The following is a 17,669-nucleotide window of genomic DNA, read 5'->3' as shown; positions in this document are numbered from 1 at the left end:
GGATGGTGGGTGGTGAAGTGGCGCGTGACTAGGCGGGCGGAACCACGACGTCCACCGGGCTCAGGTCCAGCGGCACGTTGGGCAGGGGCGCCAGGTAGTGATCGGTGACCTTCGTGAGGTCCAGCTGCTCCAGGGTCGCGGGCTCCCACGCGGGGTTGCGGTCCTTGTCCACGACCTGCGCGCGGATGCCCTCGGCAAAGTCGTGTCCGCCCAAGAAGCGGTAGCCCGCGCGCCACTCGAGCTGCAGCGCCTGGGCCAGGTCGCCGTCCCCGCCGGCGCGCACCGCGGCCAGCGCCACGGCCACGGAAGTGGGGGATTTGGAACGGATCACGGCGGCTGCCGCAACGGCATCCGGGTGATCTGAGGCCTCCAGCGCCTGGACCACGGCCAGCGCGTGCGGCGCGGCATAGGCCGGCTCAATCCACTCGCTTGCGGCCTGCAACGTGGACTCGGGGTGTGGCACGGCCAGCGCCTCCAGCGCCTGCTCGGGAGCGGTGGTCTCCAGCGCCGAGAGCAGCTCCTCCAGGGAGGCGGCAGGCACGCAGTAGTCCGCCAGGCCCAGGTACAGCGCGTCCCCGGCGTCCAGATGCGCACCGGTCAACGCCGCGTGCGCACCGGCCGCGCCGGGGGCATGCCCCAACAAGTAGGTGCCGCCCACGTCCGGGCTGAAGCCGATCTGCGTCTCCGGCAGCCCAGAACGCGTGCGCTCCGTGACCACCCGGTGGCTGCCGTGCGCACTCACGCCAATCCCGCCGCCCAGCACCAGGCCGTCCATCAGCGCGATGTACGGCTTGGGATAGCGAGAAATCAGCAGGTTCAGTCGGTACTCGTCGCGCCAAAAACCCATGGTCTCGAACGGGGTTTCCGGGGTGCGATCTTCCCGCGTGATGTCCCGATAAATGGCGACAACATCGCCGCCGGCACACAGTCCGCGCTCGCCGCCGCCGCGAATCGCGACGCGTTCCACGGCCGGATCATGCGCCCACCGCACCAGCTGCGCCCACAGCAGCAGCACCATCTCATGCGTCAGCGCATTAACCGCGCGCGGGCGATTCAGGGTGATGAGGCCCAGGGCACCCCGCACCTCGAAATGGACCGGGGGTCCATTTCCGGAGGACGGCTGTTCCGCGCCGCGGCCAGTTCCGCTGCTCGACGGCGCCGCATCGCCTTCCGCCTTTGGCCGTGCGGCGTCGCCGCCAGCGTTCGACGGCGTCGCGTCGCCTTCCGCGCGCCGCTGGGAGGCGGCGCCGGCGCTGGGACCCTGCCCTGCGGCGTCGGGCACAGACTGGGCCTCCCCGCTCATCAGGAACCCTGCGGCATGACGAAGGATGCGCCCTCTGAGACGCCCTCCGGCCAGCGCGTGGTGACCGTCTTGGTGCGCGTGTAGAAGCGGAACGCGTCCGGGCCGTGCTGGTTCAGGTCGCCGAATCCGGAGGCCTTCCAGCCGCCGAACGTGTAATACGCGATGGGGACCGGGATGGGGATGTTGATGCCCACCATGCCCACCTCCACGCGGGTGGCGAACTCGCGGCCCGCGGCGCCGTCGCGCGTGAAGATGGAGACGCCGTTGCCGTACTGGTTGCCGTCAATCACCGCGAGGGCGTCGTCGAAGTGTTCCACGCGGACCACGGAAAGCACCGGGCCAAAGACCTCTTCGGTGTAGATCGGCATGTCCGTGCCCACGTGATCAAAGATGGTGGCACCGATGTAAAAGCCATTCTCGTGGCCGGGCACCTCCACGCCGCGACCGTCCAGGACCAGCTCGGCGCCGGCGTCGACACCCTGCTGGATCAGGTCCTCGATGCGGGCCTTGGCCATGGGCGTGACCACGGGGCCAAAGTCTGAGGAGGGGTTCAGCGACGGGCCCACCGTGAGTTTGGCGGCGCGCTCCTTGAGCTTGGCGACCAGGCGATCCGCGGTGTCCTTGCCCACCGGCACGGCCACGGAGATGGCCATGCAGCGCTCGCCGGCGGAGCCAAAGGCCGCGCCAAGCAGGGCGTCCGTGACCTGGTCCAGGTCCGCGTCCGGCATGATCACCAGGTGGTTCTTGGCGCCGCCAAAGCACTGCGCACGCTTGCCCGCGGCCGCGGCACCCGTGTAAATGGACTGCGCGATGGGCGTGGAACCAACAAAGCCCACGGCCTTGATGTCCGGGTGATTCACCAGCGCATCCACGGCCTCCTTGTCGCCGTTGATGACTTGGAAAACGCCGTCCGGCAGGCCGGCCTCCTTGAGGAGCTCCGCGAGGCGCAGGGGCACGCCCGGGTCGCGCTCAGAGGGCTTGAGAATGAACGCGTTGCCCGCAGCCAGGGCCGGGCCGGCCTTCCAGAGCGGGATCATGGCGGGGAAGTTAAAGGGCGTGATGCCCGCGACCACACCCAGCGGCTGGCGCAACGAATGCGTGTCGATGCCCTTGCCGACCTCGGTGGAGAACTCGCCCTTGAGCTGATGCGGGGCGCCGCCGCCGGCAAACTCCACGACCTCAAGGCCGCGCTGAATGTCACCCTTGGCGTCGTCAAACGTCTTGCCGTGCTCGTTGGAGAGCAGGGTGGCGAGCTCATCCATGTTCTGGTTAATCAGGTCCACAAAGCGCAACAGGATGCGGCCGCGGCGCTGGGGATTGGTGGCGCCCCAGCCCTTCTGCGCGGCCTTCGCGACGGCGATGGCGAACTCCACCTCGGTGTTGCTGGCCAGGGGAACCTGCGCCTGGACCTCGCCCGTGCTCGGGTTGAAGACATCCGCGGCGCGACCGCTAGTGCCGTCAACGTGTTCTCCGTCGATCCAGTGCGTGAGCTGGCGAACCATGGGGCTCCTTCTTCGACAGCGCTTGTGCGTAAGGGGCAAGCGCGGGCGTGGGTGACCGAGGTCACGGTCACCACCACGGTACCGCCTTTGTGGGGCTGGGGAAAAGGTTGGGTGTCCAAGTAATTTGCTGGGTGTCGGTTGAGTAGTGCACGGGGCGGCCTGCGGAGCTTTGCGCTTCGATTTGTGCGGATGCAGGCCCCGTTGGGACTGCATCCGCACACATTGAGGCGCAAACCTTGAGTTCAGGCGGACCGACCGCACCCTGCCCACCGCCGACCCACGCTCCACCCACGCGATCCGGCGTCGCAAACCGTCAGGCCCGCGGGGGAGAATGGACGCATGAATCCCGTGCTCGAGCGCCTCCAGGTGACGGATGTGGTGCGCGCCGTGGGCACCCCCACCTTGCAGCGCGCCCGCAGCCTGGTGCGCATGGTCCGCATCACCCGCCGCGCGCCACAGGAGGGCCCAGCCACGGTGATGGCCACGGTGCTCAGCACGCACGACTACCAGACCATGGTCCAGCTCAGCGAGGGCACCAGCGGCGTCAAGATTGTTGGCAATTGTTCCTGCCCGGTCACGCATCAGTGCAAGCACGCGGCCGCGGTATGCCTGGTTCTCATTGACGAGAAGGTGGCGCTGGCGGCCGGGAATACCCTGCCCGACGACGCCGGGTCGGGTCCCGCACCGGCGCGCGCCGGGGGTGCCACGGGTGTGAGGGACGAGCCCGCGGACCCCCGTCTGTGGGAGTTGTTGGACGCGCAGCACCAGAGGGGTCGGGGCTACTCGACCTCCGGCTTTGGCCTTCCCGATCGTCGGGAGCAGTGGGAGGTGGACGTGCAGAATCTGGTCCATCAGCTCTCCGCGGCCAGTGGCACCGAGTCCCGGGAGTCCGCGGCCCTGGCGCTGGAGCTGGAACTGGACCCCACGCCGTCGCGCTATGGCGGCCCGCTCGCGGTGACCGCGCGCCCCCTCAAGGTGGGCAAGAAGAAGGGGTGGATCAAGACCGGCGCGTCCTGGGCCGAGGTCTGCTCGCCGTTTGGGCGCGGGGGACTGGATGAGGACCAGCGCTCGGCGCTTGAGGCCGTGGGCGACGCCCTTGGCGGGCCCAGCTCCGCCGCCATGGAACGGGCCCTTGACCATGCCACTCCGCGGATCTGGAGTGCGCTGACCAGCGCACGCAAGACGGGAATCACCCTGCTGGGCGGCGGGGCGTTGGAGTCCTTTGAGGTCGCGGAGGAGCCGGCCGAGGTCGCGATCAAGCTCGACGCTGCCAACGGGGCCCATGCCAACGGTTCCACCGGCCGGGGATCCTCCGGGGTGGCCCAGATCCACGACGCGGCCCGGAATCGCGACTCGGCCCGGGGCGCCGGTGTGCCCCGCGCCCACGACGAATCCACGGTCCTGCAGCTCGGCGTCTCGTGGCAGGGGCAGCTCTATTCCGGGCGAGACGTGATTCCGCTGGGGCGCAGGGCCCACGGGGCGCTCGTGCTGCTTCCGGGCGAGCGTCCCGGCCAGAAGCGCGGGGTGCTGGTGCGCCTGGACCGGATGCTGGACGAGGGGCTGAGCCACACGCTCAGGGCCGGCCGCAGCACCACCATCCCGGGGACCGGTCGTTCCAAACTCGTGGACAAGCTGCTCCCGCAACTCACGCGCCACGTCAAGGTGGAGACCCAGGACGCCGCGCTGCGCGCCGCCATTCCGGCCAAACCCACGCTACTCACGCGCGTGACCTGGCAGGGGCAGGATGCCGCGCTGGTGGAGTTCCTCATGAAGTACATGGTGGGGGCGCGGGAAGAGCTCGCGGCGGTGGGCACGGCCTCCACACGGGCCCCCACGCAGGCCTCCACGACGGCCGTCGCGCAGAGTGCGGACGCGAGCCGCCAGGCGAGCGCTGCCCCGGGGACTGGCTCCGCCGCGTCGTCGGGCACTGAATTTGACGCGGCCCGCCGGCTCGTCCGCGACCCCGCCGCGGAGGCCCGCGCGCTCGCCGCGTGGAACCCCGGCGACGCCGCGCGGGAGGTCCTGACCTTCTCCGGCGGCCGCCCCGTGGCCGCCCAACGCGTCACCGGCGCGCCCATGGTGCGGTTGGTGCACGAGGTGCTTCCGCAACTGCGCGCGGCGGGGGAGGTGCGCGAGGTCGGTGCGGAGCCCGCCTTCCAGCGCCTGGACGGGGACCCGGAGATTCGCTTTGAGGTGGGGGAGCCGCCCGCCGGGGGCACGGATTGGCTGGATCTTTCTGTCAAAATCACGGTGGACGGCGAGCCGGTTCCGTTGGCGGAGGTGCTGGCCGCGCTGACCCTCCAGGAGCCCGTGATCCTGCTGGCCTCCGGCTCATACGTGGATGCAGAACACCCGGCGCTCACGCAACTGGCGCGCATGGTGGAGGAGGCGCAGGGCGTGCGCCGCGGCGGCAAGAACGCCTCCGCCGCCGGGACCGTGCAGGTCGCGGCCGGGGACCTGGCCCTGTGGGAGATGGTGGACAAGCTCGGAGAGACCGACGCCGCCGCGGCGCGCTGGGTGGAGACGGCCCGCGCCCTGCGCGCGCCGGAGCGGATGCCGGCCGTCGAGCCGGTGGGGGTTCTCACCGAGCTGCGCGACTACCAGCGCGAGGGCCTGAATTGGCTGCACTACCTGTATTCGCAGGGGCTGGGCGGGATTCTGGCCGACGACATGGGGCTGGGTAAGACGCTCCAGGTCATCAGCCTGATCTCGCTGGCGCGCGCCGATGGGTCGGAGCCGTTCCTTGTGATTGCGCCGACCAGCGTGGTGGGCGCGTGGCAACGCCAGGTCGCGACGCACGCGCCACATCTGAAGGTGCGGGCCATCACCAACACCATCAAGCGGCGCAAGCTGAGCCTGGGCCAGGTGGCACAAGATGCGGACATTGTGGTGACTAGCTACAACCTGTTGCGTTCCGAGGCTGCAGACTATGCCGATCTGGGTTGGGGCGGGCTGATTCTTGATGAGGCCCAAGCCATCAAAAATGCGGCCAGTAAGACCTTCCAGGCGGCCCGAAAGATCCAAGCACCCTTCTCCCTCGCGGTCACCGGAACGCCAGTGGAGAACCGGATCGGAGAGCTGTGGCCCCTACTCGCCGTGGTGGCGCCGGGCCTGTATCCCACGCTGGAATCCTTCACCCGGCTGGTGATCACGCCGGTGGAGAAGAAAGAGGATCAGGAGGCCATGCTTCGCCTCCGACGCCGCATTCGCCCGTTCCTGCTGCGCCGCACCAAGGCGTTGGTCGCCTCCGCGCTGCCGCCCAAGCAGGAGCAAGTGCTACAGGTGGCGCTGGATAAGTCGCATCGCCACTTCTACGACGCGCTGCTGCAGCGCGAGCGTCAGGAAGTGCTGGGGCTCGTGGAGGAGTTGGATCAGAATCGCGTGGCGGTCTTTGCTGCGATCACTCGCCTGCGCATGGGGAGTCTGCACGCGGGGCTGGTGGATGAGGAATACAGCGCAGTCGAGTCCGCCAAGATCGCAGAGCTGGTGCCGCGGCTGATAGAGCTGGCTCAGGAGGGGCATAGGGCGCTGGTCTTTAGTCAGTTCACGTCATTCCTGAAGCTCATTCGCGAGGCGGTGCACCGGGCCGGGTTGGAGACGGTGTATCTGGATGGATCCACGCGCGACCGCGCCGGCGTGTTGGACCAGTTCGCCGAGGGGGACGCACCAGTGTTCCTGATCTCGCTCAAGGCGGGCGGCGTGGGCCTCACCCTGACGGAGGCGGACTACGTCTTCATCATGGATCCCTGGTGGAACCCGGCCGTGGAGGCCCAGGCGGTGGACCGCACGCACCGCATTGGGCAAGAACGGCCCGTCATGGTCTACCGCATGGTCGCGGAGGACACCATCGAGGGAAAGGTCATGGCGCTGAAGGAGCGCAAGGCGGAGCTCTTTGATCAGCTGGTCGGCACCGCGCAATCCACGCCGCAGGCCCTGAGCGAGGCGGACCTGCGCGAGCTCTTCGCCGGGTAGGTGGTGTGGGGTCGGCAAGGCTGGTTGGCGGGGGTTGTAGGCGGGGCTCGCTCGTAGCTGCCATCTCATACGACAAATGCCGTCGTGGAAGGCGGCGTTTGTCGTATGAAGTGTCACGGGCCTGGACGGCTGTGGTGTCGCGTGGCGTTTGTCGTATGAAGTGTCACGGGCCTGGACGGCTGTCGTGTCGCGTGGCGTTTGTCGTATGAAGTGTCACGGGCCTGTTGGGTCCCATTCACCTCCGGGCCCCATCCACCTCAGGACCGCACCGCTCGCAGCGGATCCGCCGTGAGCCGCGCGCCGTAGCCTGCCACGCGGCGTCGGGCACAGGGTGGAGGCATGAACACCTACCCAGCCCCGTCCCGACTCGAATCCCAGACCACCCCGTGGCCCCCGCCGGACGCCTCCTTGGAGGTGCAGACCGGCCTGGGGCTGATGCATCGGAGGATCTTGCGCCTGGACCGGGCGCTGGAGGAGGACAACGGCAGCGCGCTGTGCTCGCAGCTCATCCTGCTCTCCGAGGAGGATCCGCGGGCGGACATTGTGCTGCTCATCAACTCGCCGGGCGGCTCGGTCCCGTCCATGCTCGCGATCGCAGATCTGATGGAGCTGATCCCCAACGATGTGCGCACGCTAGCGCTGGGCATGGCCTATTCCGCCGGGCAATTTCTGCTGTCCGCAGGCACCCCGGGCAAGCGCTTTGCCCTGCCGCACGCTACGGTGTTGCTGCATCAGGGATCGGCCGGATTCGGTGGGTCCGCGGTGGATATTGCCCTGCAGGCCCAGCATCTGCGCCGCAATCGCGACACGATCCTGGGGATCATCTCCCGCCACACCGGGCAGCCGCTGGATCGTGTCACTGAGGACTCCCAGCGCGATCGGATCTGGGACGCTCAAGGCGCGCGAGACTACGGATTTGTGGACCACGTGGTGACGGATCTGAGCCAGGTTCTGGGCGGTGTCCGATGAGCAGCTACACCGTCCCCAGCGTCGTGGAGCGCACGGCCAACGGCTCCGAGCGCGTCACTGACGTGTTCTCCCGGCTGGTATCCGAGCGGATTGTGTACGTCGGCACGCCCATCAATGACGACGTAGCGAACGTGGTGATTGCGCAGCTCATGCACCTGGAATCGCAGGCCCCGGACCTGCCCATTGACCTGGTGATCAACTCCTCCGGCGGCAGCGAGTTCGCGGCGCTCGCCGTCTACGACACCCTGCGCTACGTCCGCTGCCCCATCGCGGCGACGGTGGTGGGCCAGGCCGTGGGCGCCTCCGCGTTGTTGCTGGCCGGCGCGGATAGGGGCCGACGCATGCTTTTGCCTCACGCCCGCGTGGTGCTGCATCAGCTCAATGCGGAGTCTCGCGGGGCCATCCCGGACCTGATTCTGCAGGCCGAGGAGGTGCTGCGGATTCGCGGGCAATTTGAGCAGATCCTGGCCGAGCGCACGGGCCAGAGCCTGGCCGCGCTGCGCTCGGAAACCGACCGGGAGTTGGTGCTGACGGCGCAGGCCGCGGTGGAGTTTGGGCTGGCCGACGAGGTGCTGGGAGCGCGCGGTGCGCGAGGCGTCGAGGCAGGGCGCGGGCAGCTGGTGGGATAGGCGGCCGGGGACGTTGGGCGGGTCCCTAGGCCGCCAGGAGGTAGGCGGTGGCCGGGGTAGTCGCGGCACCGGGCGCGCCCCAGATGCCCGACGGCGTGTGGTCCCCGAGCACCGCGACGCCCAGTTGGGCGCGCCGGGCCACGGTCAGGTCCGAGCGGAGTTCGAGGATGAGCGCGCCGGTGCGGCGGGCGTCCGCGGCGCGCACCTGAGCCGCGGCGAGCCCGGTGACCGTGCCGACGTCCATCCCGAGCGCTCCACTGATCGCGGCCAGCATCTCCGAGGAGGGATCCTTGAGCCCGCGTTCCACCTCGGACAGGTATTGGGGCGAGACCCCGGCGTCGCCTGCCACGTCCACCAGCCGGCGGCCCAGCTCCAGTCGGGTCGAGCGCAGCACCGCGCCCACGGCCTCGCGCCACAGGGGAACGGCGGGCCGCTTCCGGGCGGTGGGGGTGTGGGAGGCGGGGGTGTGCGGGGTGGGAGTGTGGGAGGCGGGGGTGTGCGGGGTGCGGGGCTCGGCGCTCATGCCTTGACGGTAGTGGGCGGGGACCCCGTCTGAGCAGGTCGATCTGCTCACGGCAGAACGCGCACCGCACCCGGCGCAACCCAGTCCAGCTCCACCCAGTCCAGCTCCACCCTGCCCCGCGCAACCCAGTCCCGCTCCGACGTGCGGGTGACACCTCATACGACAATCGCCGTCTTCCACGACGGCATTTGTCGTATGAGGTGTCACGGGTCTGGGTGGCTGTTGTGTGAGGTGGCGTTCGTCGCATGAGGTGTCACAGCCGCCGCAACGTCCGCGCGGCGTTCTGCTGCGTCTCGTAGGCTGAGAGCGGAGCACGTTGAAAGGGAGTCGCAGTGCCGAAGATCATTGATCACCACCAGCGCAGGGCCGAATTCATGGCCGTGGCGTGGCAGATCATTGCGCGCAAGGGCATGCAGGGGGTGACCCTGCGCAGCGTGGCCGCGGAGGCCGGCTTCGCCAACGGCGCGCTGAAGCCGTATTTCCCCAGCAAGGATGACCTGATGCTGGGCACCTTCGAGTTCGTGTGCGCCCGCGTCGCCGAGCGTGTGGATGCCACCGCCGCCACTCTTCGCGGCTTTGATGCGGTGCGCGCGTTCTCCCGCGAGATTCTGCCGATCAACCAGAACCTGGTGGACGAGGCCCGCGTGATCATTGGGTTTTGGGCCCTGGCCGCGCACGATGAGGATATGAAGCGCGTCAACGACGCCGCCATGGGCGTGTGGCGCCAATGGCTCTCCACGTGGGTGCAGCAGCAGCGGGCGGACACCGGATTCCGCGAGGGCATCACGGTGGACATCCTGGTGGACGGCCTCATGACCTTCCTGCTCGGCACGCAGGTCAGCGTCACCGTGGACCGCGTCGCGGTGAGCCGCGACAAGATGTCTGCCCACCTGGACACGCTGCTCAATACCTACCTGCCCGACGACGTGTGGTGGGCATCCGGGCGGGCGGCGGTCCTCGAGGCGGCCGAGTTGCGCACGGCAGAACCTGCCAGCGCTGTCACGGCAAACTAATCAGGACAAACTAGTCAGGGCAAACTAGTCACGGCACATTAGGAACGCAGCAGGTCGCGCAAGGTCTTTGGCTCGCGCCCGGTGATCTCTTTCACCGCGTTGGTGATAGTGGATTCCTCGCCCGCGGCAATGGCCGTGTACGTGCTGACCCACGCCTCCACCTGCCAGTCCGGCGCGCCGTAGTGGGCGCGGGAGGCGTAGGCCTCCTGAACCGTCTCCTCCACGTAGCGCACCGGGCGCCCGGACTCCTCGGTGATGACGGCCGCGACCTCCTCCAGCGTGAGGGCCTCCCGGCCGGTGATCTCCACGATTCGCCCGGCAAACGCGCCCGGATCTTGCAGCACGCGGGCGGCGACCGCAGCGACGTCGTCCCTGGCCACCGCGCTGACGCGACCCTGACCCGCGGGGCCCCGCAGAGCGCCGTCGGGCCCCACAAACTCCGGCAGCACGTCCAGGTAAAAGCTGTTGCGTAGCGCCGTGAAGTCCGGCCCGCCGGCGTCCCGCGCCGCCGCGAGCAGCTGCTCCGTGGCGTAGTGATCCCGCGCGAAGGTGAAGGTGGCGTCCGGGGCGGCGCCGATGAAGGAGGTGTAGACGATGTGCCCCACCCCGGCGGCCGCGGCGGCGTTGATCACGGCGGCGTGCAGCTGCAGGCGCTCCGGGGACTCGGTCGCGGAGACCATCAACAGGGTGTCGATCCCGGTCAGGGCGCTGCGCAGGCCGTCCGGGTCGGTGTAGTCGGCGGGGCGGACCTGCGTGGTGGAGGCGGTGCGGGGGACCTTGGGGGAGTCCGGCTGGCGGGCGAAGAGCATGTGCGGCGTGCCGCTGCGATCCAGGAGGTGCGCCACGCGGGATCCGAGGTGGCCGGTGGAGCCCAGGAGCCCGATGGTCTGGGGGGTGGTTCCGGGGACGGCCGGTGCGTCTTGCGAGGAGGAGGTCATGTCCCAAGTCTGCCTGGTGGGTGGTGTCTCGTGCCTGGTGCCCGGCGTCTGGTGGCCAGACGAGGGGGCCGGAATAGATGCGCGCGCCTGGTGCGTTGCATCACTAGCGGACGGCCGCCCTTCCAGAGTGTCGCCCCGCACCCCTATGCTTGGACAGTTCGCCGTGACTGATTGAGGAATCCCTATGAGTAGCGCTCTGCCGCAGGCCGCACCCAAAGACGACCGTCTCCCACCCGCCATCAAGACCGCCCTGACGGTGCTGATCGCCGCCACGTTTGTGGTGATCCTGAACGAGACCATCATGGGCGTCGCGCTGCCCAAGCTGATGGTGGATCTGAAGATCGACGCGGTGCAGGGCCAATGGCTCACCACCGGATTCATGCTGACCATGGCCGTGGTCATCCCCGTCACCGGCCTGATCCTGCAGGTGCTGCGCACCAGGATCGTGTTCCTCATCGCCATGGGCCTCTTCACGGCCGGAACGGCGCTGGCCGCGGCCGCGCCTGACTTCTACCTCTTGCTGGTGGCTCGCGTGATCCAGGCCGGCGGCACGGCGATCATGCTCCCGCTGCTCATCACCACCGCCATGACCTTTGTTCCGGCCGCGCGCCGCGGGCGGGTCATGGGCCTGATCTCCATCGTGATCTCCGTGGCGCCGGCCGTTGGCCCCACCATCTCCGGGCTCATCCTGCACGTGCTGCCGTGGCGCTGGTTGTTCATCATCGTGCTGCCCATCGCCGCCGCCGCCCTCATCCTGGGCGCCCTGGTGCTCAAGGACATCGGCGAAACCCGCCGGGTGCGCGTGGACATGCTCTCCGTCCTGCTCTCCGTGCTTGGCTTCGGTGGCCTGGTCTATGGGCTCTCCGCGATCGGCGCGGCAGCCTCTGGCACCGCGCAGGTCTCTCCGGCCGTCCCGCTCTCTATCGGGGTGGCGGCGCTGGCCGTGTTCATCTGGCGCCAGACCAGGCTCCAGCGCACGGATGAGGCCTTGCTTGACCTGCGCCCGTTCACGGTGCGCACCTTCACCGTCTCCATCATCTTGGTGGTGGTGCTCTCCGCCGCATTCTTTGGCGTCCTGATCCTGCTGCCGCTCTACGTGCAGAGCGTGCTGGGCTGGGACACCCTGGGCGCCGGCCTGATGCTGCTGCCCGGCGGCGTGGTCATGGGCGTCTCCTCGGAGATTGTGGGCCGCCTCTACGACCGCTTTGGCCCCAGCCCGCTGGTGATCCCCGGCTCCCTCGTGGTGTCCGGCGCCCTCTGGATCATGACGACGTTTGGCGTGGACACCCAGACCTGGATGATCGTGGCGACGCACGTGCTGCTCTCCATCGGCCTGGCGTTCATGTTCACCCCGCTCATGACCAATGCCCTTGGCGCGCTGCCCAAGAGTCAGTACTCCTACGGCTCCGCGATCCTCTCCACGCTGCAGCAGGTGGCCGGCGGCGCCGGAACCGCGCTGCTCATCACGGTGATGACGCTGGCCTCATCCAAGAGCCTGGCCAGCGGCTCGGCCCTGGTGCCCGCGACCGCGGATGGCATCCACGCCGCGCTGCTCGTCGCCGCATTCCTCTCCCTGGGAGTGGTGGCGCTGAGCTTCTTGGTCAAGCGCGCGCCGGCGGAGGAAGAGGAAGCCGAGGGCATCAAGAGCGCCCCGGTGGACATCTCCCACTAGCGGCGGGCAGCCGGGCCGGCCTACGTGGTGGCGCTAGGAAAACAGCGCCACCACGTAGGCCGCAAACAGCGCCAAGTGGGCAGCGCCGTGCCACGGCGTGATGCGACGGGCAAAGAAGCTGAGCGCGGAGAGCAACAGGCTGGCGCCCAGGAGCACCAGATTGACGGTGGACTCCGCCAGAATCACGGTCTGGCCCGTGAGCAACCCAATGACCAGCACCGCGGGAATGGTGAGCCCCACGGTGGAGACTAGGGCCCCGTGGCACAGGTTGCTCACGCGCTGGATTTCGCCAGACAACGCGGCGCGCACGGACGTGATGGACTCCGGCAGAAACACAATCATCGCGATCAGCAGGCCCGCCAGGGCCGTCGGCGCACCCACGCGCCCCAACGCGTCGTCGAGCAGTGCAGCCATGTCATGCGAGAGCAGCACAATCGGCAACACCGTGGCCACCAGCAACACCAGGCGGCCCGTGATTTCGCGGCCGTGCAGTGCCAGGGTCTGCTTCAAGGTCCGCTGCCCGACGCCGCCGGGCTGGGTCAGCGTCTTCGTCGCCTGGGCGGCGCCGGCGGTCTTGGACGGGGAAACCTCGCGGAAATCGTTGACCCGCGGGCCCATCTGTCGGCCAAGAAACACGATGTAGAGGCCAAGGGTGAGCATGACGGCCGGGATTTCCTGGGCCGGCGTGTAGGCGCCGTCGCGGCCCAGGAGCGCGGGCAGCGCGAAGGCGACCACGCAGAGGATCACCAGCAGGGAGAGGTAGGTGGAGATCCCGGCGCGGTTGGCGCGCATGCCGCGGTGGCGCAGGCCGCCGAGCAGCAGGCTGAGGCCAATCACCAGGTTCAAGATGATCATGGAGACGGCCATGACGGAGTCTCGGGCGATGTTTGCGTGCTCGCCCGGGCCCAGCATCACGGCGGCGATCAGCACCACCTCGATGATGACGATGGAGAGGGTCAAGACCAGCGAACCGTAGGGGTCTCCCAGCCGCTTGGCCAGGGCCTCCGCCTCGTGGACCACGCCGAAGGCGCAGTAAAGGATCACGGCCACGATCGCGAGGAGGGCCACGATCAGCAGGGGCCCATCCACCGGTGGTTTGAGTGCTGGGCCAAGGGCAAGGAGGGCCGCGAAGGCGCCCCAACCCACCACCAACCGGGCAATGGCTTGGCCGGTCAGGAGGGAACGCAGGCTGGTAGGGGTGGAAGGGGCCGGAGTGTTCACGGTGTGCACCTCAACAGACTCGGGGCCGTCCCCGCCTGTTTGTCGCCGGGGTGGTCGTCCATCCCGGGCCGCGCTGCGCGCGCTCTTCAGGCTAGCAAAGGGGCACTTCCGGGGCTAACTGGGACGGGCTAGCTGGGACGCCGGCTCACCGCGGCCCGGGCTCACCGCGGCCCGGGCTCACCACTGTGCGAAAGCCGAGCTAGGGCAGGTCCCACACCAGGTCATCGCCGTCCTCGTTCTCCTCCTCCGCGCTGTCCGGCTTGAGGGAATCCGCCTTCTCCAGCATGCGCAGGACCACCTCGTAGAGCCGCTCGGTGGCGGCACGGGAGAGGGGATCACTGGCCTCCATGAAGAGATGCTCGGTGCCGGGCATCAACTTGAGGCGCACGTCGGCTGCGGTCGCCACCAGCTCCTGCGCGGCCTCCAAGTCGCCCTCATCGCGGAAGAACGGATCGTCCTTTGAGGCGATAATCCGCAGGGGTACCGAGCGGGGCCACGGCGCCTCAAGGAACTCTCCCGGCAGGCAGGAACCGACCGCGACGACCCCGTTCACAGCGTCGTCGGACACTCCGATCCGCATAGCGGGGATCACCCCCATGGAGATCCCGCACACAATGAAGCCAGGCGCCAGGTCGCCGGCGGCGTCCTCACCCTTGGCTGAGAGCGACTCGGAACCCACCGAGTTGGCGTAGGCGAGCCCCTCCGGGATTGTCTCAAAGACGTTGCCGTCGTAGAGATCCGGCAGGGAGACCTCGTGCCCGGCATCCCGCCAGGCCCCGGCCAGCCGGCGCACCGCGTGCGTGAGCCCCAATGCGTGGTGGATGAGCAGTAGTTGTGCCATGACCTCTCCCTCTGAAGCGCCGGCGTGGTGGTGCCGGTTCCGGTGGTGCTGTCTCTGGTGGTTGTGGTGGTTCAGGTCCCGTGTCGGTGAGTCTATGCCTCCGAGGAGAGCGCCCATTTGTTGATCGCGGGATCATCGCCGCGGGTGATGGAGTCGATGCGTGCCAGCTCCTCGGCGCTGAAGTCCGTGTTGGCCGGGGCCGCAAGATTCTCGTCCAACTGGCGGGTGGAGGAGGCACCCATGAGCACACTGCTCACGCCGCCCTCGCGCAACAACCAGGCAATCGCGAGCTGCGCCAGGGTCTGCCCGCGCTCGCGCGCCACCTCGTTGAGCGCCCGGGCCTTACCGATGTTCTCCTCGGTAATGAGCCCCTCAAGGGAGTCGCGGCCGCCGCTGGGTGTGGCGCTGGAATCGTCAAGGTACTTGTTGGTCAGCAGGCCCTGCGCCAGCGGCGTGAAGGCGATGGAGCCCAGGCCGGACTCGTTGAGGGTCTGCAGCAGGCCGTCCTCCACCCAGCGATTAAAGAGCGAGTAGGCGGGCTGGTGGATCACCAGCGGTGTGCCCAGCTCGCGTGCCACGGCGACGGCCTCCGCGGTGCGCTCGGCCGAGTAGGAGGAGATGCCGACGTAGAGGGCCTTGCCCTGGCGCACCAACGTGTCCAGCGCGCCGACCGTCTCCGAGACCGGCACGGTGTCGTCGTAGCGATGGCTATAGAAGAGGTCCACGTAGTCCAGGCCAAGCCGCTGGAGCGAGGCCTCGGCGGAGGACAGCAGGTACTTGCGGGAGCTGCCCACGCCGTAGGGCCCCGGCCACATGTCCCAGCCGGCCTTGGAAGAGACGATCAGCTCGTCTCGGTACGGCTTGAAGTCGGTGCGCAGCATGCGGCCAAAATTCTCTTCCGCGGCGCCAAAGGGAGGGCCGTAGTTGTTGGCCAGGTCAAAGTGCGTGATCCCGTGGTCAAAGGCGTGACGCAGAATCTCGCGCTGCGAATCAAAGGTCTTGTTGTCCCCAAAGTTCCACCACAACCCCAGCGAAATCGGCGGAAGGTACAGCCCGGACGTGCCCACGCGGCGATACCCGGTGGCGTCGTAGCGATCTTCCGCAGCCACAAAGGGGCGGTGGGATTCTTGGGTGCGCTGGGGGTGCAATGCGGCGGAACTCATGGCCCCGAGCCTAGGGCCTGCGCGCCGGAATGGCACGGGGTGGGGTGTGCGTGCGGATCCCCGGCCTTTTCGTGGATCCCCCGTCCACTCGACAGGGGTTCCGCGACATCCCGGGGGATCGTTGAGAGTCCTGGGGTTCCGCAGGGCTGGGCGCGCGGCCGAGCGGTTCTCCACCGGGTTTTCGCCGTGAGACCGATCAATGTTCGGTCGTGGGGCGAAAACCCGGTGGAAATCCGCGAGCGTCCACCCTCTCGCTGCGGGCGGGGTTGGGGGCGCCGTTCCCCAGGGCGGCGGGAGCGTTGCTGACGCGGCCGCCCACCTGCCCGACGCCGCGTGGTCAAGCCGGGCGCGCGGCGTCGGGCAGGGGAGTGGCCGGGTGGGGGTGTCGCCGGGTGGGGTGGCGCGTGCGTGCGGATCCCCGGCCTTTTCGCGGATCCCCCGTCTATTCGACAGGGGATCCACGAAAAAACGGGGGATCGTTGGGAGCCCAGGGGATCCCCGAAAACACGAGGGATCGGTGCGAGTCCAGGGGTTCCGCAGGGCCGGGCGCGCGGCCGAGCGGTTCTCCACCGGGTTTTCGCCGTGAGACCGATCAATGTTCGGTCGTGGGGCCAAAAGGCGGTGGAAATCCAGGGGCCGCCCACCCGTCCGGGTCAAAAAGTTGACACCCCGCTCACCCCTCGCGCCGCCCGCGATCCTGGGCACACGGCGTCGGGCGGGATGGAGCGCTTGTCATAATCGGGACTCCGCCGACATGGTGGTGGACGATTTGGATTCAAGGCCTCCGCAGCGCGACGCTTTGTCTACAGCGAACCCGGTCCCGTTCCCACTTGTTCGGGATCGCTGTGGCGTCCGCCACGCCCTGTGAGATGGTTCACATCACGCACCCTGATGTAGGTAACCGAAAGTTGAGATTTCCAATGAAGAAAATCACCGGCCTGAAGGTCGCAGCAGCAGCCGCGACCCTTGCTCTGTCCCTCTCAGCTTGTGGCGGTGGATCCTCCACCGGCGCCTCATCGGCCGGTGGTGATGGCGCCAAGAAGAAGATTGAGATCCTCCAGTTCGTCACCCACGCCGCGCTTGACTCCACCAACAAGGGCTTTGTGAAGGGCCTGGCGGACAACGGATTCCCGGCTGACAAGGTGGAGATCACGCAGCAGAACGCCGCGGGTGATGCGCCGAACAACACGCAGATGGCGACCAAGATTTCCCAGGGTAAGCCGGACTTGGTGTTCGCGATCGCGACCCCGTCCGCGCAGGCCGTGGCCAACGCCGTGAAGTCCACGCCGGTGCTGTTCACCGCCGTGACGGATCCGGTCGGCGCCAAGCTGGTCAAGTCTGCGGAAGCTCCGGGCGCCAACGTCACCGGCACCTCAGACCGCAACCCGGTGAAGGAGCAGCTGGAGTTGCTCAAGAAGCTCAAGCCGGACGCCAAGACTGTCGGCATCGTCTACTCCTCGGCCGAGCCCAACTCCGCCGTGCAGGTCCAGTGGGCCAAGGACGCCGCCGTCGGCTTGGGGCTGACCATCGAAGAGAAGGCCATCTCCGCTTCCTCCGAGGTCTCGCAGGCCGCCTCGTCGCTCAACGTCGACGCCATCTACGTCCCGACCGACAACGCCGTGGTCTCCGGCCTGGCCTCCCTGGTCAAGGTCGCCGAGTCCAAGAAGACCCTGGTGCTTGGCGCAGAGGCCGGCACGGTCAAGGCCGGCGCTGTCGCCACCGTGGGCATCAATTACGAGAAGCTGGGCGAGCAGACGGGCGCCATGGCAGCCAAGATCCTGAAGGGCGAGGCCAAGCCGGCTGACATGCCCGTGGAAACCCAGTCTGAGTACGACGTGTACGTGAATGAGAAGGCCGCAAAGAACATCGGCCTGACCATCCCCGCGGACGTCCTGTCCTCCGCCGTCGAGAAGTACTGATCGT

Annotated in this window: 13 protein-coding genes; 6 read left to right on the top strand and 7 right to left on the bottom strand. The window is 68.3% G+C overall.

Annotated elements, in window-relative coordinates; translation table 11 throughout:
- Positions 1-28: 28 nt before the first annotated feature.
- Both DWQ67_RS10645 and DWQ67_RS10640 read right to left on the bottom strand, forming a co-directional pair.
- Positions 29-1,303, bottom strand: a complete 1,275-nt coding sequence (locus DWQ67_RS10645) for a 3-hydroxyisobutyryl-CoA hydrolase (protein ID WP_121485589.1) — start codon at positions 1,301-1,303, stop codon at positions 29-31.
- Positions 1,303-2,805, bottom strand: a complete 1,503-nt coding sequence (locus DWQ67_RS10640) for a CoA-acylating methylmalonate-semialdehyde dehydrogenase (RefSeq protein ID WP_121485588.1) — start codon at positions 2,803-2,805, stop codon at positions 1,303-1,305. The genes DWQ67_RS10645 and DWQ67_RS10640 overlap by 1 nt, the downstream gene beginning before the upstream one ends.
- A gap of 339 nt (positions 2,806-3,144) precedes the next feature.
- On the opposite strand from DWQ67_RS10640, the gene DWQ67_RS10635 reads away from it, so the two are divergent.
- The 3 genes from DWQ67_RS10635 (at position 3,145) to DWQ67_RS10625 (ending at position 8,375) form a co-directional block, all read left to right on the top strand.
- Entirely contained in the window at positions 3,145-6,777 is a 3,633-nt protein-coding gene (locus tag DWQ67_RS10635) for a DEAD/DEAH box helicase (RefSeq protein WP_121485587.1), read from the top strand.
- A gap of 339 nt (positions 6,778-7,116) precedes the next feature.
- On the top strand, positions 7,117-7,746 hold the full coding sequence (locus DWQ67_RS10630; RefSeq protein WP_121485586.1) for a ClpP family protease: 630 nt from the start codon (positions 7,117-7,119) through the stop codon (positions 7,744-7,746).
- Positions 7,743-8,375: a ClpP family protease gene (locus tag DWQ67_RS10625; RefSeq protein WP_121485585.1), complete on the top strand. Its 633-nt coding sequence runs from the start codon at positions 7,743-7,745 to the stop codon at positions 8,373-8,375. Before DWQ67_RS10630 ends, DWQ67_RS10625 begins: the two co-directional genes overlap by 4 nt.
- 25 nt (positions 8,376-8,400) lie before the next feature.
- Here the strand turns inward: DWQ67_RS10625 and DWQ67_RS10620 are convergent, their stop codons facing one another.
- Positions 8,401-8,898 (bottom strand): helix-turn-helix domain-containing protein, encoded by a 498-nt coding sequence (locus DWQ67_RS10620; RefSeq protein WP_121485584.1) that lies wholly within the window; start codon positions 8,896-8,898, stop codon positions 8,401-8,403.
- Positions 8,899-9,230: 332 nt separating this feature from the next.
- Here DWQ67_RS10620 and DWQ67_RS10615 point away from each other — a divergent pair, with 332 nt between their 5' ends.
- Positions 9,231-9,911 carry a TetR/AcrR family transcriptional regulator gene (locus tag DWQ67_RS10615; protein WP_121485583.1) on the top strand — a complete coding sequence of 227 codons (681 nt, stop codon included), beginning with the start codon at positions 9,231-9,233 and terminating at the stop codon, positions 9,909-9,911.
- A gap of 38 nt (positions 9,912-9,949) precedes the next feature.
- On the opposite strand, the gene DWQ67_RS10610 is transcribed toward DWQ67_RS10615, so the two are convergent.
- Positions 9,950-10,849 (bottom strand): NAD(P)H-binding protein, encoded by a 900-nt coding sequence (locus DWQ67_RS10610; protein ID WP_121485582.1) that lies wholly within the window; start codon positions 10,847-10,849, stop codon positions 9,950-9,952.
- Between the two features lie 184 nt (positions 10,850-11,033).
- Here DWQ67_RS10610 and DWQ67_RS10605 point away from each other — a divergent pair, with 184 nt between their 5' ends.
- Positions 11,034-12,521 (top strand): MDR family MFS transporter, encoded by a 1,488-nt coding sequence (locus tag DWQ67_RS10605; protein WP_121485581.1) that lies wholly within the window; start codon positions 11,034-11,036, stop codon positions 12,519-12,521.
- Between the two features lie 33 nt (positions 12,522-12,554).
- Here DWQ67_RS10605 and DWQ67_RS10600 read toward each other — a convergent pair whose 3' ends face one another.
- The 3 genes from DWQ67_RS10600 to DWQ67_RS10590 all read right to left on the bottom strand — a co-directional run bounded on the left by DWQ67_RS10600 (position 12,555) and on the right by DWQ67_RS10590 (position 15,746).
- Positions 12,555-13,742: a calcium:proton antiporter gene (locus tag DWQ67_RS10600; protein WP_233556053.1), complete on the bottom strand. Its 1,188-nt coding sequence runs from the start codon at positions 13,740-13,742 to the stop codon at positions 12,555-12,557.
- Between the two features lie 199 nt (positions 13,743-13,941).
- Entirely contained in the window at positions 13,942-14,583 is a 642-nt protein-coding gene (locus DWQ67_RS10595; protein WP_158595434.1) for a dienelactone hydrolase family protein, read from the bottom strand.
- 92 nt (positions 14,584-14,675) lie between these two features.
- Positions 14,676-15,746 (bottom strand): aldo/keto reductase, encoded by a 1,071-nt coding sequence (locus tag DWQ67_RS10590; RefSeq protein WP_121485579.1) that lies wholly within the window; start codon positions 15,744-15,746, stop codon positions 14,676-14,678.
- 920 nt (positions 15,747-16,666) lie between these two features.
- On the opposite strand from DWQ67_RS10590, the gene DWQ67_RS10585 reads away from it, so the two are divergent.
- Positions 16,667-17,665: an ABC transporter substrate-binding protein gene (locus tag DWQ67_RS10585; RefSeq protein WP_121485578.1), complete on the top strand. Its 999-nt coding sequence runs from the start codon at positions 16,667-16,669 to the stop codon at positions 17,663-17,665.
- Positions 17,666-17,669: the final 4 nt, after the last annotated feature.

It is taken from the genome of Galactobacter caseinivorans (genome assembly GCF_003640665.1).
GTDB classification, from domain to species: domain Bacteria; phylum Actinomycetota; class Actinomycetes; order Actinomycetales; family Micrococcaceae; genus Galactobacter; species Galactobacter caseinivorans.
This window is presented reverse-complemented; position numbering and strand designations above follow the sequence as displayed.